Origin of the sequence: Nocardiopsis alborubida (assembly GCF_012396365.1) — a bacterium.
GTDB classification, from domain to species: domain Bacteria; phylum Actinomycetota; class Actinomycetes; order Streptosporangiales; family Streptosporangiaceae; genus Nocardiopsis; species Nocardiopsis alborubida.
Map to the genome: position 1 here is coordinate 38,928 of NZ_JAAXPG010000028.1, position 17,215 is coordinate 56,142.

The window sequence follows — 17,215 nt, forward strand, 5'->3', positions numbered from 1 at the left end:
CGCGGGCGGGCACCGACAAGACAAGGACACACCATGAGCCGCACCATTCTCGACGTGCACGTGTTGCAGACCGTGCCGCCCAGCAACCTCAACCGCGACGACACCGGCGCACCCAAGACGGCCGTCTACGGCGGCGTCCGCCGCTCCCGGGTCTCCAGCCAGGCCTGGAAGCGCGCCACCCGCCTGGCCTTCGACGCCCTGCTCGACCCCCGGGAGCTGGGCACCCGCACCAAGCGCGTCGCCGAGCTGGTCGCCTCCCGTATCCGTGAGATCGACCCGGCCATCGAGGAGGCCGCGGCGCTGGCCCTGGCCGCCGAGACCGTCCAGGTCGCCACCGGCTCCAAGATCGAGGTGCCCAAGCGCAAGGCCGACGCGGCCAAGAAGAACGGCACCAAGGAACCCGCCCCCGAGTCCGCCTACCTGATGTTCCTCAGCGCCCGCCAGCGCGACGGGCTCGCCCGACTCGCGGTGGAGGGCCGTGAGGACATCAAGGCCTTCCTCAAGGACAAGGAGAACAAGGCGCGCGCCAAGGCGGTCGCCGACACCCGCCACTCGGTGGACATCGCCCTGTTCGGCCGCATGGTCGCCGACGGCGCCGACGTCAACGTGGACGCCGCCGCCCAGGTCGCGCACGCCCTCAGCGTGCACGCCGTGGAGAACGAGTCCGACTACTACACGGCCGTGGACGACCGCAACCCCGAGGAGGAGACCGGCGCGGGCATGATCGGCACCGTCGAGTTCAACTCCGCCACCCTGTACCGCTACGCCGCCGTGGACGTGGACCTGCTCCGCAGGAACCTGGGGGAGGGGCTGCGCGAGGACGAGCCGGTCACCGAACCGCTGCGCCGGGCAGTGGAGGCGTTCGTGCGCGGGTTCGTGGAGTCGATGCCCACCGGCAAGGTCAACACCTTCGGCAACCACACCCTGCCCGACGCGGTCGTGGTCAAGCTGCGCGGCGCGCGCCCGATCAGCTTCGTGGGAGCCTTCGAGGAGCCGGTGGAAGCGGGCGCGGGACACGTGGCCCAGGCCAGCGCGCGCCTGGCCGAGTACGTGCCGCAGGTGGAGCGGGCGTTCGGGGCGGCCGACGACGTCGACACCTGGGTGGTGCGGGTGGGGGAGCGCACCGCCAAGCTCTCCGGCCTGGGCGAGGAGGTCACCCTCCCCGAACTGGTCGAGCGGGTCGGCGCGGCCGTCGCCCAGCGCCAGGCGCCGCGGGCATGAGTGCGGTGAGCGTCCTGCCCCTGGTTCTGGCGGGCCCGCTCCAGGCCTGGGGCTCCGCCTCCCGGTTCGCCCGCCGGGGCACGGAGAACGCCCCCACCAAGAGCGGTGTGCTCGGGCTGCTCGCCGCCGCCCTGGGCCGGGACCGCACCGCCGACCTGTCCGACCTGGCGGCGCTGCGCTTCGGCGTGCGGGTGGACCAGCCCGGAATCCGCGTGCGCGACTACCAGACCGCCAAACACCTGGACACGGACACGTCCATGCCGGTGTCGGAGCGCTTCTACCTGTCCGACGCCGTGTTCGTCGCGGCCGTGGAGGGCCCCGAGGGCCTGGTCGCCGAGCTGTACCGGGCGGTCCGCGACCCCGTCTACCTGCCCTACCTCGGCAGGCGTTCGTGCCCGCCCTCCCGCCCCGTCGACCTGGGTGAACCCGTGGCGGGCACCGTCGAGGAGGTGCTGCGTGACCAGCCCTGGCAGGCGGCCCCCTGGTACTGGCGGCGCACGGGGCGCCGCCAGGACGCACAGATCACACTGACCACGCTGGTGGACGCGGCGCCCGGGGACGGCCGGGCGGACTCGCTGCGCGACCTGCCGCTGAGCTTCGATCCGGCGCACCGCCGCTACGCCCTGCGCGCGGTGCGCTCCGGTTCGGTCGACGCGCCGAATCCGTTCGCGCGGCGCCGGCCGGTCCCCGACCACGACCCCATGGCCGCCCTGGGAGGAAGCTGATGTACCTCACCCGATTCCGGTTCAACACCCACCGCCCCGGAGCGAGGAAGCTGCTGTCCTCGCCGCAGGCCCTGCACGCGGCCGTGATGGGCTCCTACGCCGACCTGCTGCCCAGCGATACCGGCGGCCCCCGGGTGCTGTGGCGGGTGGACCGCAACGCCCGCGCGGAGGTGTTCCTGTACGTGGTGGGCCCGAACCGGCCCGACCTGACGCACGTGGTGGAACAGGCGGGGTGGCCGACCGATCCCGCGAACACGTGGCAGACCCACGAGTACAGCGGGTTCCTGAAGAGGCTGGAGGCCGGGCAGACGTGGGCGTTCCGGCTCACCGCCAACCCCGTGCACAGCATCCGCCGCAAGGACGGCGAGCCCACCAAGCTCACCGCGCACGTCACCCCGCGCCACCAGGCGGGATGGCTGCTCCAGCGGCAGGAGCGGTGCGGCTTCGAGGTCGTGCGCAAGGACGCTGAGCAGCAGCTCCTTCCGGGCCAGGACGAGCACGAACTGGTCGTGCACGACCGCGACGCGCGCGGCTTCGACAAGGCGGATCCGCGTCCGGACCGGCGGGGCAAGCGGATGAAGGTGCCCGTGGTCACGGCGACCTTCGACGGCAGGCTGACCGTCACCGACCCCGACGCGCTGCGCCGCACGCTGTGCGCCGGACTGGGCCGGGCCAAGGCCTACGGTTGCGGGCTGATGACCCTGGCGCCGGTGGGCTGAACCGTGGGGACCGTGGGAAGGCGCAGGACCTCGGGCCCGCGCGAGCTGACGAGGGTGGGCGAGCGGCTGTCGTTCCTGTACCTGGAACGGTGCGTCGTGCACCGCGACTCCAACGCCATCACCGCCGAGGACGGGGACGGGACGCGCTACCTGCCGTCCGCGACCATCGGCACGCTGCTGCTGGGCCCGGGGACGAACGTGACCCACTCGGCGATGAGCCTGCTCGGCGAGTGCGGGGCGACGGTGGTGTGGGTGGGGGAGCACGGGGTGCGCTACTACGCGGCCGGGCGCGCGCTGACGCGCTCCTCCCGGTTGGTGGAGGCGCAGGCGACGGCGTGGGCGAACCGGCGGAGCAGGCTCGACGTGGCGCGGGCGATGTACCGGATGCGCTTCCCGGACCTGGACGTGGAGGCGCTGAGCCGTCAGGCGCTGCTGGGCAAGGAGGGCGACCGGGTCAAGGCGTGTTACCGGGAGCAGGCGGCGCGGACCGGTGTGACCTGGCGCGGGAGGCGGTACGTGCCGGGCGACCACGACGTCTCGGACCCGCCGAACAAGGCCATCACCGCGGCGGCACAGTGCTTCTACGGGGTCGCGCACGCGGTGACGGCCGCACTCGGGTGCAGTCCGGGACTGGGGTTCGTGCACTCGGGGCACGAGCGCGGGTTCGTGATGGACGTGGCCGATCTGTACAAGGTGGAGATCGGGATCCCCGTGGCCTTCGACGCGGCGGCGCAGGGGGACGAGGACGTGGACGGGGTGACGCGCAGGCTGCTGCGGGACCGGATCAACGAGGAGGGGCTGCTGGAGCGGTGCGTGCGCGACATCAAGGCTCTGTTGCTCGGTGAAGGATCGGTTGGGGCTCAGGGCGAGGCCGAGGGTGCGGGCGAGGGCGCGAACGACGATGTGGCGGACACGGTCGGCCTGGTGGGCGACCGGGGTGAGCTGCTGGAGTCGGGTTACAGCTACGCCGACGAGGTGGTCTGGTGACGGTCGTCGTGCTCACGAACTGTCCGGCCGGGCTGCGCGGGTTCCTGACCCGGTGGCTCATGGAGATATCGGCGGGGGTGTTCATCGGCAACCCGTCGCGCCGGATCCGGGAGGCGCTGTGGGCGGAGGTGAAGGAGTACGCGGGGAACGGGAGGGCGTTGCTGGCGTACAGCGACGACTCCGAGCAGGGGTTCACCTTCCAGACCTTCGAGCATCACTGGGAGCCGGTGGACCATGAGGGGCTCACCCTGATGCATCGCCCCAAGAAGGTGCAGGAGGAGAACAGAAGGCCTCCGAAGAGCGGGTGGAGCAAGGCGTCGAAGAGGCGGCGCTTTGGTGGGAGGTGAGTTGTTTTGGGTGCTTTGATGGATTGTGGTGCGGGTGTCCGTCTCTGAAGAAGTTGGAAAAACGGCTGCTTGCCACTGGTAAGTTCGCAGGTCGTTGACTGTGCTCCCCGCGCACGCGGGGATGGTCCCAGCGCGCCCGTCGAGGCGGGCCGCGCGGTCGTGTGCTCCCCGCGCACGCGGGGATGGTCCCGGCGCCCGCGGAACGGTTGTGTCCGCGGGCGCGTGCTCCCCGCGCACGCGGGGATGGTCCCCGACCCTGAGCTGGCCGGGGACGCCATTGACGGTGCTCCCCGCGCACGCGGGGATGGTCCCGACGTGGCCAGCCGGAGCGCTGCGGGGATGCGGTGCTCCCCGCGCACGCGGGGATGGTCCCGGCCGCTGGCGTCTCCCATTTTTCTCCCAGGAGTGCTCCCCGCGCACGCGGGGATGGTCCCTCGCCGCCACGGTCGGCGACGCTTTCGGCGGGGTGCTCCCCGCGCACGCGGGGATGGTCCCGCTCGGAACCCAGCACCGCGGGCGGCCTTGAGGTGCTCCCCGCGCACGCGGGGATGGTCCCGGGGTGGCCTGCCTCGCGAGGAAGTCGAAGAAGTGCTCCCCGCGCACGCGGGGATGGTCCCACGCCGTCGACCCCACCACGTGGGGCGTGGTGGTGCTCCCCGCGCACGCGGGGATGGTCCCTCGGCGTCGGCCTGGACCTGGTCGTCGTCCTCGTGCTCCCCGCGCACGCGGGGATGGTCCCGGTCACGCATCGCCGTCGCCCGCAGGACCGCCGTGCTCCCCGCGCACGCGGGGATGGTCCCTGGGGCGGCTACATCGCCTACCTGCACCCGCTGTGCTCCCCGCGCACGCGGGGATGGTCCCCGAGCGCGAACGGGCCGCCCATGGTCAGGTGATGGCGTCGATCGGTAACAGGAACGCTTGTTCCCGGGTTCGAGCAACACCATCAGCCTTCTCGTCACCGAAATGTCGATGAGGTTCAGCAACGGCGCCACGGGCGAGAGTGTTGGCGGCTTCGGAAATGTCAGTGGATCGGCCACCAACTTGTCAGTGAGCATCGGCCGCGGTCAGCGGGCACACGGTGAGCGTCACCGCCAACGCCGCGGGCAAGGGGCGCCAACGGTGCTGGCCCTGCCATGGCGTCTGGTCGAAGGCCGACGAGGGCCGTTTCAAGGCCGAGGGGTGCCGCGGCACCCGGCTTCGCCGGTCGGGCCCGCAGGTGTGACGCCGATCAGCGACGCACCATCCGGACCAGGGCGGCGGTGTCGTGTCGGCGGAACCAGGCCGCGACACAGACCAGGACCAGGGTGACCGCAGGGATGGCGACCAGGTCCGGGGTCACGATGGCGCTCAGGGCCGTCGCGCCGATCATCAGCGGGATCTGGCAGAGCAAGGCGAGGCCGCACAGCCGGGGAACGAGCAGCGCGAGCGCCCCGGCGAGCTCCAGCCAGCCGACGACGACCATGCCGGGGATGCCGAGCCCGATCAGCTCGAACGGCGCGACGGCGATGGGGTCGCCCATCGCCTTCGGGAGGGCGACGACCGCGAACACGACGGCCAGCAGCACCTGCAACGCCCAGAGGGCGACGGTGCCGGCGACGGGTCGGGGTCGGGGTCGGGTTGAGGGTGTCGTCGTGGGCATGTCGATTCCTGTCGTCGTGGTCGACCGTTTCCCGGTCGGAGTAGGTGGAGGCAGGCGTTGTCCCGGCTCGCCGGGCGAGCCCGACGTTCGAGCCTGCGGGGCGCCCCGGCCACGAGGTCGATGACGGCACGGCGTTCTTCCTCCGACGGCCCGCACGAACCCCGTGTCTGAGGCGGCGCGACAAATTAGAATCCGTGCCGCTGCGGCATACTCAAGCCGAGCACCCCAGTTCGTGGCGCAGATCACGTGCCATTCCTGTGGTTCCAATCGGGCGGCGCTGGCACTGGGCCGAAGACCCTTGTGCAGGTGTGGCGCTGTTTGCGGGGGGCGTCCAGGACAGCGCGCGGCATCGCATCGATCAGCGGTTTGCAGGCGTCGAGCCGGGACGGGCGCGGAGGCAGCTTCTTTCCTGGCTCGGGTCGGGCCGAGGCGAGCGCTTTGGTGACGGTGGTGGAGACGCCGTGCTTGCGCATCACGCCGCGGACGGTCATGCCCGTTCGCACGTCGCGTCGGATGGTTGCGTACAGCCCGGTCTTGGACTGCGACGGCCTCGGGCCCCCTTCACAGCGGGCGGCACATCGACGCTCCCACCGCAGGGCCTGGTGTCGCTGGAACTCATCGACACGTTAGGGCGATGAGCAGGGGTGTCGCCCAAACTCATCGACAAACGTTGCCGCTGGGCACGAAGAGAACCAGTCAGGGTGCGGTGAGAACGGGACGCCCCTCGTGGTCCAGCCATACGCTCTGCCGTTCTGCTGAAACGGTGAGTCCGAACCGCGTGTGCTCGGGCCGCCCCTCCTCCTGCCACCACGTGTAGGCGGCCTCCAGTTCGGAGAACAGGCGTCGAGGCCCGTGCTGGTGGACCTCGTAACCGGTCTCCCCGCGGTCGGGGTCGACGTGCCAGGACGCCCAGGAGCCGGTGCCCGGATCCACCAGGTGGACCGTGAAACGCTGTTCCTCGTCGGTGTACTCGACCCGGTTCAGAACGGTGGGCATGTGCAACCCGATGGCGAAGCTCGCGCTGAAGTCGCTGATCGGCTCGTAGGGGTGTAGTCCGGTGCGGCTGAGCGTGAACTCCTGCTCCTCGGGGCGGACGTGGGTCTCGACGACACGCCTGGGTATTCGCTGGTCGCGCACCCACATGAACGCCACGTCCCCTGCGAAGTGACCCCGTGCGGAGCCGTCCGGCCCCACCCGCAGCTCAGCCAGGGCCCCGTTGTGGAAGGCGGTTCCCCAGGGGGTGAGGATCCGCCCGCCGGGCCTGCTCTGGGCGACCCAGGCATAGGGCACCCGCTGGACCGCCGCGGTGCTGAGCACCCGGTCATAGGGTGCTCGCTTCGGCCATCCCCGTGTGCCGTCGCCGGTGACGACGTGTGCCGCGAAACCCGCGTCGAGCAGTCGTACACGGGCTTGTTCGGCGAGGTCGGCGTCGATCTCGACGGTGGTGACGTTCTCACCGCCCAACCGGTGGGAGAGCAGTCCCGCGTTGTACCCCGTGCCGGTTCCGACCTCCAACACGCGCATCCCCGGGAACACGTCCAGCCGGTGAAGCATGTCGGCGACGATCGAGGGTTGCGAGGCGGAGCTGGTCGGGTACCCGGATCCCTCCCCGGTGCCGTCGTCCACCTGCGTGATGACCGGGATGTCGTCATAGGCCAGTTCGAGCCACCGTTCCCGATCGCCGTCGTGGTCACCGTCCCGGTCCACGGTGGTGCCGTCGGGAGCGGTGATGCGGCCGGGCAGGAACCGGTGGCGCTCCACCGCCGCGAAGGCACCGTGCCAGCGTTGGTCCAGGCCGCCCGCCTGGGTGAGGCGGGCGACCAGCTTCTCGTGCTGGGGGAGCACTACTTGCCGTCCCGTTCGTGTTTGCCGCCGCCGGACCCGCCGTCGTTGGGCGTCGGCGGTGGCACGGGCCGGTCGGGTTTGTGCCCGTCATGAGTGGAGTTGTCCTCGTGCTTGGCATGGAGGTCGGTGGATCGCATGGGTTCGCTCCTCGGGGCGGGGAGTGCTCTGGCGATGGCGCCAACAGCATCTATTCCATTGGTACTGGAATAAGCGTGGCGTGACAAGGGGGTGACAGTATGAATTATTCCTGTCATGATGGAATCACTTCGACCCCCTGGAGGAAGCACATGAAGCTGACCCGGATCGCTGGTGAGTGCAACAACCGGCGTACCTGCCCCACTGTCTACGCCAGCGACCGCGGGACGGTCGTCGTGCAGGGTTACACCCTCGCGGCTGGCGACCTCGCCCAGATCACCCTCCCCGAGGGGGAGAGCGCCGTGGAGATCCCCCTGTCTCTGCTGAAGGAGGCCGCGCGTGTTCACGGAGACTGAGCTGGAGGCGTTCTTCGACGAACACCTGACCACATCGGCCTTCCGCCTTGAGGCCCTGGACCACTACGAAGTCGATTCCGACGGGGACGATTTCGCCCGGTTCAAGGCGGGTGAGGCCGACCCCGACTGGGAACGCAAGAACGCCTGGCTGGAAGTACTGCGGGCGGAGAGGGAAGCCGGTATCCGCGAGTACCGCGTCCGGGTCCTCAGGACTCCCCTGAACGACTACCTCCGGTACGAGTGCGAGTGGGGTTACGTGCTCAATGCCGAGGCGGGTGAGGAGATCCACGTCCTGGACCTTGCCGAGTGTGAGCTTCCGGCGGAGGTGGTGGACCACGACTTCTGGCTGATCGACGACACGTACCCTCTGCGCATGCACTACGGCGAGGCGGGCGAATTCATCGGGGCCGAACTCGTCGGTAGCCTGGACCGATACCAGAAGGCCAGGGACGCCGCTCTGGCCGCCGCCGAACCCTTCGAGCGGTGGTGGGCGCGTCATCCCGAGGAATGGAGAGCGAACCGGCCTGTATGACGGTTCCGCAGAACAGTCCTGTCGGTCGCGGTGCCGAAGGCCGCGACCGACTCGCCCGTGCGCTGCGCGAAGGCCGGGCCCGTGCTGCTATCAGCGGCGTTCGGGCAGGCCGGGCGGCGGGCATGTCCCAGTCGAAGATCTCCAAGATCGAACGCGGACTGTTGCTGCCCTCGGTGGACGACGTGGCGGCGCTGTGTCGGGTGTACGAGCTTCCTGCTGATAAGCGTGCGGAACTGCTCGCCCAGGCCGAGGCCCTGCGTGAGGAGGCTTCCAGCCGGGTGATCATGGCCCGGGGCGTCTCGCAGTTCCAACGCCGGGCCACGCGGATGGAGGCTGCTGCTTCCCTGGTCCGGTCGTTCGAGCCAGCCCTCGTCCTTGGGGCATTGCAAACCCGGGAGTACGCACGCTGCGTCTTCGACGACCCCCGAGACAAGGTGTCCGAGGAGGAAGCCGCGGCGTCCGTTGAGGCCAGACAGGAACGGCACAGGGCTCTGACCGAAGGCACGACCCGCTACGAACTGATCATGCCCGAAGGTGCTCTGCGTTGGCAGGTGGGTTCGGCTTCGATCATGGTGGACCAGATCGAGGAGATCGCCGCGATCGCAGCCAGGGGAGGGAACGCCGTGGTCGGCCTTGTCCCCTGGACGACCCCGGTCCATGTTTTCCCAGGCCATGCTTTTGACATCTACGACGAGGACGCTGTTGTGGTGGCGACCGAGACGGCCACGGCCACTCTCACCGGCGCCGCCGACATCGCGACGTACGTGGAGCTGTTCGGGGAGTTGGAGAAACTGGCCTGCTTCGGGGAAGAGGCGGTCGGGCACCTGGAACGCATCGCGGGGGAGTACCGCAGCCTGGCCCGCAGATGATTCGGCGCCCCGGCCTGGGTGGTCTGGACGGGGCGCCGAGGATGAGAAGCGGTGCTGTGAGGGCTACGGGTGTCCGGTGCGGGCGATGGTGAGGAAGGCGTCCCACTCGGTGGCCGGGAAGGGGAGGTGGCCCTTGGTCGGGTTCTTGGAGTCCCGGACGGCCGCGCCGCAGGGCAGGTCGGCGACCTCCACACAGTTCTGGTCGTGGCCGCTGTAGCTGCTCTTCCGGAAGTCTGTGGGGATGTGGGCCACTTCCACACAGTCACCGTTGACACCGCTGCAGCTGCTCTTCCGGAACTTCAGGTAAGTCAATGGTCACTCTCTCAGTGAGTCCGCTGCCGTTTTGATGAGAGCGGCAGACTGTTTGGTGCTCAACGCGGACCCCTGTAGGTCCCCGTAGGTCACGTTATAGCGCTCTACTTCGTCTTCCTGCTCGAAGAAGACAGAGCCGGCGATCGTCCCAACGTAGACGATGGAACTGTCTCGTGGATCTGGGAAGTCCAGGATTGCGAATGGGGCCGTGAGGCCTGCGTGGGAGCCATCTTGGAACGGAATGACCTGCACGTCGACGTGTGGCATCTCTGCCATGTGCAACAGGTGCATGAGTTGCGCATGCATGACATCCGGTCCGCCGATGACCCGTCGCAGGGCTGCCTCATCGAGTACGGCACGGAAATGCGCAGGTCGTACTCGGGTCAGGATTTCCCTTCGAGCCATCCGGAAGGCGACTCTCCGTTCGATCGCGGGCAGAGAGGTGTACCGCCCACCCTCGAACAGCGCATGAGCGTACTCGGGTGTCTGTAGTAGACCCGGGATGCACAGAGCCTCGAAGGTCCGGATGGTGGAGGCCTCCGCTTCGAAGTCAGGAAGCGCACGGTCGTCGTCGAAGAGCCCCTTGTACTTCGACCACCAGCCACGTTGCTTGGCGTCTTGGGCGAGTGCGTGCATGGCCTCTCGCGTCTGCGTTTCGTGCACGTTGTAGAGGTCCAACAGCTTGTCCAGGGCCGCTGTGGGGACGGTTCTGGACTCAGCCTGTTCCATCTTGCCGAGGTTCGATCGGCCCAGGCCAGCCTGCTTGGCGGCTTCGGCCAGCGTGAAGCCTGCTTCAGTGCGAAGCCGACGGAGTTCGGACGAGAGACGACGCCGTCGGATGCTGGGGCTGTATGGAGTTGGCATGCGGGAAGCCTAGCTGAGATTTTTTGTGGATACCACTTTTTTGGGTTGACACTGGTGGATGCGCGATCCACTATGGATCCGTATGCAGTGATCGTCATCTCACAGAGAGTGTTGTCGATCAGGCTACGCCGTGCCCCATCCCTCATCTGGGGAAACGCGAAGGTCTCACACCTGCGGGCACGCCGACCACTGTTGTTGCTCCACACGTGCAAGGAGTCTGTTCGTCATGCCCGCAACCGCACCCATGCCCGCCCTGCCCGAGGTGACTGTGCCTCTTGCCGAGCTGGTTCCGCCCCGGTGCCGCCACTACTTCACCGGCCGCTCCGACCGCGCCCACTACAAGATGCGCCGCTACGACTTCGGCGGCTCGACCCAGTTCATGCCGCTGGTGCGCGCGTTCCTGGACACCTGTGCCGCCGAACGCGACCGCGACTACCGCTACCTGTTCACCCTTTTGGGTAGCGAGCTGGCCAACAACGCCCTGCGCCACTCGCGTTCCGGGCAGCCTTTCGGGGTCTACACCCTCACCTGCCAGCGCACCCGCGCCGGTCTGCGCCTGACCTGCCGCGATCAGGGCTCGCGCGACGGTAGGAAGGCCGTTCTCGGCCAGTGCTGCCACCTGGTACCCAACCCCAAGGGGCTGGACCTGGCTGCTGAGTCCGGGCGCGGTCTGGCCATGATTGACGCCTTCGCCTCCTCCTGGGGCGACAACGGCATCTGCGACTACCGCCAGGTCTGGTTCTTCCTGGCCTACGACCTGACCGGCAGCCTCTGGAACACCCAGCAGTAGGCATCGCGCCTCAGGCGCGAAACGGGCCCAGAAAGCGCGCCAACGCTTTCCGGGCCCTCAGATCCCAAAATCCACACACTTCCACATGTTCAGAAAGCAGGATCAGTGACGCATCCTATCCCTGTGCCCCGGCCTTCCAGCGACCTGCTGCACCGACCGCTTCCGCCGCTGCCTCGTCGTCGCCCGCTGGTCGGCCCCTTCTGCCCGGCCTGCGAGCACCCTTCGTGCCGTCGGCGTCGGGCCGCGCGCCTGCCCCGCCTGGGCGGCCACCGCTCTGAGTTCACTCGCGAGCACGCCCGGGCCGCAGTTCTCCAGCGGCATCACCCGCACCTGCTCATCTGGTTCGGTGAGCAGACTCTGTCCTACTGGGTGGCCTCGCCTGTCGGACTGACTGAGGTTTCCGAATCCGAGGTGCTGTTGCTCCTCGCGGAGCCGGTTTCCGTGAACTGAGGGGTTACCGGCAGGGGCGTGATGCGCTCCTGCCGGTATTCTGCGGACATGGTCTTCCCAGGGCTGAGTGCGTCGTCCGTTTTGTCTGCTTCTGAAGAAGTTGGAAAAACGGCTGCTTGCCACTGGTAAGTTCGCAGGTCGTTGACTGTGCTCCCCGCGCACGCGGGGATGGTCCCGAGTAGCTGGCCGGACGGCCGTCGATGATCCGGTGCTCCCCGCGCACGCGGGGATGGTCCGCAGCGACACATACCCGGGATCCAAGCTTGGATGTGCTCCCCGCGCACGCGGGGATGGTCCCGACATCCCGTACGGGAAGTTGGACGCGGTGATGTGCTCCCCGCGCACGCGGGGATGGTCCCTTCGTCCGAACCCTCTTCCGAAGTTCGGTTGGGTGCTCCCCGCGCACGCGGGGATGGTCCCCGCCGCCGGAGACACCGGTTGCCGGGTCATCAGTGCTCCCCGCGCACGCGGGGATGGTCCTTGCGTGCCGAACAGGGCGACGCCGGCCTGCTCGTGCTCCCCGCGCACGCGGGGATGGTCCCCCCATGCGTCAGCTGGCCCGACAGGTGTCCATGTGCTCCCCGCGCACGCGGGGATGGTCCCGCCCGCTCAGCCCCGCACTCGTGGCAGACCATGTGCTCCCCGCGCACGCGGGGATGGTCCCGCCCGCTCAGCCCCGCACTCGTGGCAGACCATGTGCTCCCCGCGCACGCGGGGATGGTCCCGCCCGCTCAGCCCCGCACTCGTGGCAGACCAGGTGCTCCCCGCGCACGCGGGGATGGTCCCTCCGAGTACACCCCCCAGAACGTCACCACCGAGTGCTCCCCGCGCACGCGGGGATGGTCCCGGGCGACCCCGCTTGGCCACGGTGCGTGCCACGTGCTCCCCGCGCACGCGGGGATGGTCCCCGGACAAAGGTGCTGCGCTTCTGAATGTGGTGGTGCTCCCCGCGCACGCGGGGATGGTTCCGGCCTCTAGGTTCGCTTCTAAGCCGTGTTTCAGGTAGCGGGTGAGTCCTGGACGGACAGTTCTATGGACAGTTCCATGCAGCGTTGGCGGGCCGGGGAGAAGTCGTAGGGCATCTTGCTGATGGCTTTGACCATGCTCATGGAGCCTGCCTCCCGCTTGGCGGGGATGAAGTTGCCCTCGTCATCGGTGGGAGGGGGGTGCAGAATGTCCCAGGCGTCGAAGAGGGCATCGTCGTCCTTATCCAGGCCGGACTCCTCGATGACGGCCTGCAGGGCGCTTTCGAAGGCGTGCCGCTCGGCGGCCACGTGAGCCACCCGTGGATCATCGACGGCGACACTGTCGTCGAGTGCCTCCTCGGCGTCATCGATGCGGTCGGAGCCCTCCCGCAGAGTGGGATGCGTGGCCAGGGCGATGAAGCGGGTGGCCTGGACTGCCGCGCCGAGCGGGCCGAAGATCCGCTCAGTGACCAGCAGAGTGTCCAGGTCCGCCTGCCGCAGGGAGCCCTCGGGCAGGTCCTTGAGACGGTCGGTGACGAAGTCGGAGAGCAGGCCCATCCGGCTGCCTTCGGTGCGCATCCGCTGCACGGCGGTCCGTTGCCGCCCCAGTTCCGCCTCCTGCTCGGCGAGGGTTTCCTCCAACCGCTCCAGGATGCCCGAGATACCGTCTCCGCTGCCGGCGCCGGTGGAAGCCGTGCCGGTGGTGAAGGCGTCACGGATGTCGTTCAGGGCGATCCCGGCGTCGGCCATCCTGAGGACCCACAGCAGGCGGATCATGTCCTCGTACCCGTAGCGGCGGCGGCCGTCACTGCCCCGCTCAGGCTCGGGGAGCAGCCCGATCTCGTGGTAGTGGCGGATCGCCCGTGGCGTGGTGCCGGCGAAGGCCGCCGCGTCACCGATCTTGACCTGGCGGGGTGGAATGAAGGACGAGTACACGAGCGGGGACCTTTCCTCAAGGGACCGGGACGTGGGTCCACCAGACCACATTCCGCTACGGAAGGTGCAACCCCATGCACACCGCCCCGCGCCGATGCCAGGAAACGCGCCCTTCCCCCGTCATGACCGCAGGGCCGTCGTTTCCTGCGTCCTGGATCCGCTCAAGGGGCTGTGCCATTCCGCTGACCTTCCTGCCGTCGTCGAATCGGTGTGTTCCGGTGAGTGGTCCCCGCGTTCTCGGGTGAGCACTCCGCTCTGTGCGACGGCCGTGCCGACCGGGGAGACGAAGCATGTCCAGGCGTTCCCCGCACAGCCGGTCGTGCGCCAGGGGTGGGTCAGCGTGCCCTGCGATAGCTCGCGATCGCATGGCTGCCCGCTGCGATCCCGGCGAAGAGCACCGCCCCGATGGGCCACACGACCCATGAGTCGTCCCAGGCGTTGCCGATGAGGCTCCAGGCGAGGTAGATCGCGGCGAGGAGCGGCCAGTAGAACACCGCGATCACGCCGACGACGCTGCGCTCTCCGCCGCTGCCGCGGGTGAGTTGCCCGGCGACGGCGTGCGCCCAGGTCTGGGGCAGCAGTATCCCGAGTCCGGCCGCGACGATGGCGAGTACGACCACGATGCCGATGACGGTCCAGGCGTCGCCCTGGGGTGAGCTGTCCGTGAAGAGCGCGACGGCGATGAGTGGCAGGGGGGCCAGGATCCAGAGTGCGATCGCGACCCGCAGGGCGCGGGTGCGCCCGCGGTTGTTCCGTCCGGCCAGCGCCTCGGCCCAGCGGGTGACTTCGGGGTTGACGGAGAAGTGGTCCTCCGTGATGCGTCTGTGGGGTGCCGTCTCGCGCGAGGCGGTGACCAGCAGCATCACCCCGACAGCGACCAGTACGAGCAGCGCCAGGATTCCGATGAACATCCCGGTGGCGTTGCCAAGGGCGAGTACGCCGGACTCCGCGGCGACCGGAAACGCGATCAATGCTGCGGGTGAGAGTACGAAGAGCATGACCGCTGTGCTGGCATGGAAGCGGGTACGGCGCTGTGCGTCGGCGTAGTCCTGGGCTTCCGAGAGGGTCACGGGCGGGTACCGAGGGGGCGCGGGGGCCGTTCCGGCGTCAGCGGCGGCGGACGCGGAAGCGGCGGCCGGTGCCGGGGCGATGTCGGAGGTGATACCGAGGACCGGCGCGATCTCTTCGAGGCTGCCGAAGTCGCGGATGACGCGACCGACCGCCTCGTTCTCGGTGTGGCCCTCGGCGACGAGGGTCGTGTAGGCGTCTTCCATCATGCCCTGCAGCTCGGCCTTGGCTTCGAGCAGGCGCGGAGTCTGCGGATAGGCGCTGAACATCGTGTCCAGATAGGAGGTGACGACGTTCACGGGGCGTCTCCTTCGTTGGCTATGTCGAGGAATCTGTCGACGACGGACTTCGTGCTGTGCCACTCCTCGATCTTGGCGTCGAGGTGGGCGAGGCCCATATCTGTGATGCGGTAGTAGGTGCGCGCTTTGCCGGAGGGCGCGATGTCGGCGGATGAACTGACGTGGCCGCTGGATTCGAGCCGCTTCACCGCCGAGTAGAGGGTGGTCTGCTTGATGGCGTAGTCGCCGCCACTGATCGCGGTGATGCGCTGCGCGAGCTTGTAGGCGTAGGACGGGCCGTGGCGCAGCAGGGAGAGCACCATGAGGTCGACGTAGCCGCGGATGGCGTCGGCGCTGATCATGAGAACGCTCCTGTTCATCCTTGGCTCTTTAGTGCCTCAAACGTACTATGTCTGCCGTAGTACGGCAAGCCCTCGACCGGGCTGCCGGTGCGTCGGGATCGCCTCCCGCCACCCCCAGGGGTCCGCCGAGCGGTACCCGCGCTGGCAAGGATCCGGACGCGGTGACGGGGGGCGATTCTGGTGGAGGCCGGTGATCGAGTAGTCGGTATTCGCCTCTGCCCGCCGCATGTAGTCACTCTGCGTGGTCGTCAGGGGCGTAGCGGGACCACGGGCTTCCCGCCTCGGCGGCCAGCGCGGTGGTGTGTTCGGGGTGCTAGCCGAGCATCCGAGCGATGACCGGTGACGGGGCCTGGAGAACGAGCTGGCGGATGGCGGCGGTGCGGCCGCGGAAGGTCGGGAGCCCGTTCTCGCGCATCCGGCCGGCGAGCGTGCGGGTGTCCATCGGCTGTCCGGCCCGGCGTCGGGGCTTGAGCAGCAACCGAGCGGCCAGTGGCGGTAAGCCGCGCCGTGCCAGCCCGCTAACGCCACTGGCCGTTCTGACGGCGCCGACCCATCGGGTTCTCTGTCAGCCCGACGACGAGTGACTACGCGGGCTGACCGTATTCGGCGACGTAGGCCGCGTAGTCCTCCGCGATGACGGCCCGGCCGGTCTCAGCGGTGAAGTGGTCGACCACGGTGACGGCTGGTACGGGGCCGAGGATCGCTACAGGTTTTGGCGGTAGTCCCTCCTGCCTCTCACCGGCCGCAACCGATGGCCGTGACCTGTTGCTCCTACCCGCACGCGGGACGGGGGGACGGCTCGTCAGTAGCAGCTGAGAGAATCGCCCGATGATGGACAGGACGGAACACACTGACCTGCGGAGGTAGGAGCGATGCGATGCGTGCAACCGACGCCCCCGATGGGTCCGTGACCCTGTGCATGTCGCAGGCCGAGGCGACGGTTCTACACGAACTGATCGCCTTTGCGGAGTTCGCGTACGACCTGACCTCGATCGAATCGGAGAGACCGGTCGAGCAGAAGGTGCTGTCCGACATACAGCACGCGCTCGCGCCGCTCATGCTTCCAGGACTTGACGCTCACGGCTACGACGCCGTAATGAACCGCGCTCGCGCCGCCATCGACCTCAGCTCCTTTCGGGCCCCCTACCCACCCGGCACAGAGGAAGATGGCGCGATGGACAAGCGCGCGGTCGCCCGTGAACTCGCCGATGTGATCGCGGATGAGATCGAGGCGCAACTCGGGGTGCGCCGCCCGGTCGGTGAGATGCCTGCGCTGATCGCCGACGCAGTCTTGGACGCCTTCCGTGTCAAGCGCGTTGACCAGGCCGACCGCCTGTCGGTTGACCCAGGGCTCGTACAAGGTCCGGATGGGACTGGCTGACGAAACCCCGGAGCACCAGGACCGGGATGCCCGCCGGGGCCAGCCGGGCGGTGAACACCTGGCGCAGGAACGTGCCCGCGTCGGGCCAGGAGGCGGGCTTGGCCCCACTCCGGTGCTCCCCGCGCGCGGGGATGGTCCCGCCACTGCGCGGAGGCCACAGCATGATCGACAGGGCTCCCTGCGCACGCGGGGATGGTCCAAGACCAGACGGGGAGAGAACGTCATGAGCGCGATGCCCACGGAATCTGGAAGCGGCCCCGGAGTCGGTCACGACCTCAGCGGATACGTGCTCGTTCCTGCAAGATGGGTCGAACACTACGAACGACTTCTCGAAGAGCACGAGGACGCCGAAGCCGCCCAGATCTTGGCAGACGTCAGAGCAGGCCGGGAACAGGTCTTCACTCATGACGAGGTGTGGGGAAACGACGATTGAG

21 protein-coding genes and 2 CRISPR repeat arrays are annotated in these 17,215 nt (G+C 68.7%); of the genes, 11 read left to right on the top strand and 10 right to left on the bottom strand.

The window, feature by feature from the left end:
* Window positions 1–33: 33 nt before the first annotated feature.
* From cas7e to cas2e, 5 genes are read left to right on the top strand one after another with little or no spacing between them, the layout of a single operon-like run.
* Window positions 34–1,221: a type I-E CRISPR-associated protein Cas7/Cse4/CasC gene (gene cas7e, locus HGB44_RS24700; protein ID WP_061080066.1), complete on the top strand. Its 1,188-nt coding sequence runs from the start codon at window positions 34–36 to the stop codon at window positions 1,219–1,221.
* Window positions 1,218–1,946 (top strand): type I-E CRISPR-associated protein Cas5/CasD, encoded by a 729-nt coding sequence (cas5e, locus tag HGB44_RS24705; RefSeq protein ID WP_168444130.1) that lies wholly within the window; start codon window positions 1,218–1,220, stop codon window positions 1,944–1,946. The genes cas7e and cas5e overlap by 4 nt, the downstream gene beginning before the upstream one ends.
* On the top strand, window positions 1,946–2,665 hold the full coding sequence (gene cas6e / locus HGB44_RS24710; protein WP_061080065.1) for a type I-E CRISPR-associated protein Cas6/Cse3/CasE: 720 nt from the start codon (window positions 1,946–1,948) through the stop codon (window positions 2,663–2,665). Before cas5e ends, cas6e begins: the two co-directional genes overlap by 1 nt.
* A gap of 3 nt (window positions 2,666–2,668) precedes the next feature.
* Window positions 2,669–3,652, top strand: a complete 984-nt coding sequence (gene cas1e / locus HGB44_RS24715) for a type I-E CRISPR-associated endonuclease Cas1e (protein WP_061080064.1) — start codon at window positions 2,669–2,671, stop codon at window positions 3,650–3,652.
* On the top strand, window positions 3,649–3,999 hold the full coding sequence (gene cas2e / locus HGB44_RS24720; protein ID WP_061080063.1) for a type I-E CRISPR-associated endoribonuclease Cas2e: 351 nt from the start codon (window positions 3,649–3,651) through the stop codon (window positions 3,997–3,999). Before cas1e ends, cas2e begins: the two co-directional genes overlap by 4 nt.
* Window positions 4,000–4,099: 100 nt before the next feature.
* A CRISPR array of direct repeats spans window positions 4,100–4,860; the repeat unit is 29 nt; unit sequence GTGCTCCCCGCGCACGCGGGGATGGTCCC.
* 367 nt (window positions 4,861–5,227) lie between these two features.
* On the opposite strand, the gene HGB44_RS24725 is transcribed toward cas2e, so the two are convergent.
* The 4 genes from HGB44_RS24725 to HGB44_RS24740 form a co-directional block, all read right to left on the bottom strand.
* Entirely contained in the window at window positions 5,228–5,638 is a 411-nt protein-coding gene (locus tag HGB44_RS24725; RefSeq protein ID WP_061080062.1) for a DoxX family protein, read from the bottom strand.
* Between the two features lie 242 nt (window positions 5,639–5,880).
* Complete coding sequence (locus tag HGB44_RS24730; RefSeq protein ID WP_168444131.1) at window positions 5,881–6,114, bottom strand: hypothetical protein; 234 nt, start codon at window positions 6,112–6,114, stop codon at window positions 5,881–5,883.
* Between the two features lie 220 nt (window positions 6,115–6,334).
* Entirely contained in the window at window positions 6,335–7,483 is a 1,149-nt protein-coding gene (locus HGB44_RS24735) for a methyltransferase domain-containing protein (RefSeq protein ID WP_061080061.1), read from the bottom strand.
* Entirely contained in the window at window positions 7,483–7,620 is a 138-nt protein-coding gene (locus HGB44_RS24740) for a hypothetical protein (protein ID WP_013152336.1), read from the bottom strand. The genes HGB44_RS24735 and HGB44_RS24740 overlap by 1 nt, the downstream gene beginning before the upstream one ends.
* 150 nt (window positions 7,621–7,770) lie before the next feature.
* Between HGB44_RS24740 and HGB44_RS24745 the strand changes: the two genes are divergently transcribed.
* Genes HGB44_RS24745 through HGB44_RS24755 form a run of 3 tightly spaced genes read left to right on the top strand, consistent with a single transcriptional unit; the run spans window position 7,771 to window position 9,375 of the window.
* Window positions 7,771–7,974: a hypothetical protein gene (locus tag HGB44_RS24745; protein WP_061080060.1), complete on the top strand. Its 204-nt coding sequence runs from the start codon at window positions 7,771–7,773 to the stop codon at window positions 7,972–7,974.
* Window positions 7,958–8,506, top strand: coding sequence for a DUF6879 family protein (locus HGB44_RS24750; RefSeq protein WP_061080059.1), 549 nt, complete (start codon window positions 7,958–7,960; stop codon window positions 8,504–8,506). The genes HGB44_RS24745 and HGB44_RS24750 overlap by 17 nt, the downstream gene beginning before the upstream one ends.
* Complete coding sequence (locus tag HGB44_RS24755; RefSeq protein ID WP_082768300.1) at window positions 8,503–9,375, top strand: Scr1 family TA system antitoxin-like transcriptional regulator; 873 nt, start codon at window positions 8,503–8,505, stop codon at window positions 9,373–9,375. The genes HGB44_RS24750 and HGB44_RS24755 overlap by 4 nt, the downstream gene beginning before the upstream one ends.
* A gap of 63 nt (window positions 9,376–9,438) precedes the next feature.
* On the opposite strand, the gene HGB44_RS24760 is transcribed toward HGB44_RS24755, so the two are convergent.
* Window positions 9,439–9,687, bottom strand: a complete 249-nt coding sequence (locus HGB44_RS24760; protein WP_061080057.1) for a DUF397 domain-containing protein — start codon at window positions 9,685–9,687, stop codon at window positions 9,439–9,441.
* A gap of 3 nt (window positions 9,688–9,690) precedes the next feature.
* A complete protein-coding gene (locus HGB44_RS24765; protein WP_013152341.1) occupies window positions 9,691–10,551 on the bottom strand; it encodes a helix-turn-helix domain-containing protein in 861 nt (286 codons plus the stop codon).
* Window positions 10,552–10,777: 226 nt separating this feature from the next.
* Between HGB44_RS24765 and HGB44_RS24770 the strand changes: the two genes are divergently transcribed.
* A complete protein-coding gene (locus tag HGB44_RS24770) occupies window positions 10,778–11,341 on the top strand; it encodes an ATP-binding protein (RefSeq protein WP_061080056.1) in 564 nt (187 codons plus the stop codon).
* Between the two features lie 597 nt (window positions 11,342–11,938).
* Window positions 11,939–12,760: direct repeats of the CRISPR family, unit length 29 nt; unit sequence GTGCTCCCCGCGCACGCGGGGATGGTCCC.
* A gap of 29 nt (window positions 12,761–12,789) precedes the next feature.
* Here HGB44_RS24770 and HGB44_RS24775 read toward each other — a convergent pair.
* The 4 genes from HGB44_RS24775 to HGB44_RS32550 all read right to left on the bottom strand — a co-directional run bounded on the left by HGB44_RS24775 (window position 12,790) and on the right by HGB44_RS32550 (window position 15,842).
* A complete protein-coding gene (locus HGB44_RS24775) occupies window positions 12,790–13,692 on the bottom strand; it encodes a MerR family transcriptional regulator (protein WP_061081860.1) in 903 nt (300 codons plus the stop codon).
* 335 nt (window positions 13,693–14,027) lie between these two features.
* Window positions 14,028–15,059, bottom strand: a complete 1,032-nt coding sequence (locus tag HGB44_RS24780; RefSeq protein ID WP_061081859.1) for a permease prefix domain 1-containing protein — start codon at window positions 15,057–15,059, stop codon at window positions 14,028–14,030.
* Window positions 15,056–15,418 (bottom strand): PadR family transcriptional regulator, encoded by a 363-nt coding sequence (locus tag HGB44_RS24785; RefSeq protein WP_210752119.1) that lies wholly within the window; start codon window positions 15,416–15,418, stop codon window positions 15,056–15,058. Before HGB44_RS24785 ends, HGB44_RS24780 begins: the two co-directional genes overlap by 4 nt.
* Before the next feature lie 295 nt (window positions 15,419–15,713).
* A complete protein-coding gene (locus tag HGB44_RS32550; protein WP_267909127.1) occupies window positions 15,714–15,842 on the bottom strand; it encodes a hypothetical protein in 129 nt (42 codons plus the stop codon).
* A 435-nt stretch (window positions 15,843–16,277) separates the two neighbouring features.
* On the opposite strand from HGB44_RS32550, the gene HGB44_RS24790 reads away from it, so the two are divergent.
* Both HGB44_RS24790 and HGB44_RS24795 read left to right on the top strand, forming a co-directional pair.
* Window positions 16,278–16,781: a hypothetical protein gene (locus HGB44_RS24790; RefSeq protein ID WP_061081857.1), complete on the top strand. Its 504-nt coding sequence runs from the start codon at window positions 16,278–16,280 to the stop codon at window positions 16,779–16,781.
* A gap of 223 nt (window positions 16,782–17,004) precedes the next feature.
* Window positions 17,005–17,214 carry a hypothetical protein gene (locus HGB44_RS24795; RefSeq protein ID WP_082768481.1) on the top strand — a complete coding sequence of 70 codons (210 nt, stop codon included), beginning with the start codon at window positions 17,005–17,007 and terminating at the stop codon, window positions 17,212–17,214.
* Window position 17,215: the final 1 nt, after the last annotated feature.

What these genes read in the sequence shown, in the direction of transcription:
- cas7e (WP_061080066.1), top strand. Translation starts at nt 34, where the DNA reads ATGAGCCGCACCATTCTCGACGTGCACGTGTTGCAGACCGTGCCGCCC.
- cas5e (WP_168444130.1), top strand. Translation starts at nt 1,218, where the DNA reads ATGAGTGCGGTGAGCGTCCTGCCCCTGGTTCTGGCGGGCCCGCTCCAG.
- cas6e (WP_061080065.1), top strand. Translation starts at nt 1,946, where the DNA reads ATGTACCTCACCCGATTCCGGTTCAACACCCACCGCCCCGGAGCGAGG.
- HGB44_RS24725 (WP_061080062.1), bottom strand. Translation starts at nt 5,638, where the DNA reads ATGCCCACGACGACACCCTCAACCCGACCCCGACCCCGACCCGTCGCC.
- HGB44_RS24740 (WP_013152336.1), bottom strand. Translation starts at nt 7,620, where the DNA reads ATGCGATCCACCGACCTCCATGCCAAGCACGAGGACAACTCCACTCAT.
- HGB44_RS24745 (WP_061080060.1), top strand. Translation starts at nt 7,771, where the DNA reads ATGAAGCTGACCCGGATCGCTGGTGAGTGCAACAACCGGCGTACCTGC.
- HGB44_RS24755 (WP_082768300.1), top strand. Translation starts at nt 8,503, where the DNA reads ATGACGGTTCCGCAGAACAGTCCTGTCGGTCGCGGTGCCGAAGGCCGC.
- HGB44_RS24765 (WP_013152341.1), bottom strand. Translation starts at nt 10,551, where the DNA reads ATGCCAACTCCATACAGCCCCAGCATCCGACGGCGTCGTCTCTCGTCC.
- HGB44_RS24770 (WP_061080056.1), top strand. Translation starts at nt 10,778, where the DNA reads ATGCCCGCAACCGCACCCATGCCCGCCCTGCCCGAGGTGACTGTGCCT.
- HGB44_RS24785 (WP_210752119.1), bottom strand. Translation starts at nt 15,418, where the DNA reads ATGAACAGGAGCGTTCTCATGATCAGCGCCGACGCCATCCGCGGCTAC.
- HGB44_RS32550 (WP_267909127.1), bottom strand. Translation starts at nt 15,842, where the DNA reads ATGGACACCCGCACGCTCGCCGGCCGGATGCGCGAGAACGGGCTCCCG.
- HGB44_RS24790 (WP_061081857.1), top strand. Translation starts at nt 16,278, where the DNA reads ATGCGTGCAACCGACGCCCCCGATGGGTCCGTGACCCTGTGCATGTCG.
- HGB44_RS24795 (WP_082768481.1), top strand. Translation starts at nt 17,005, where the DNA reads ATGAGCGCGATGCCCACGGAATCTGGAAGCGGCCCCGGAGTCGGTCAC.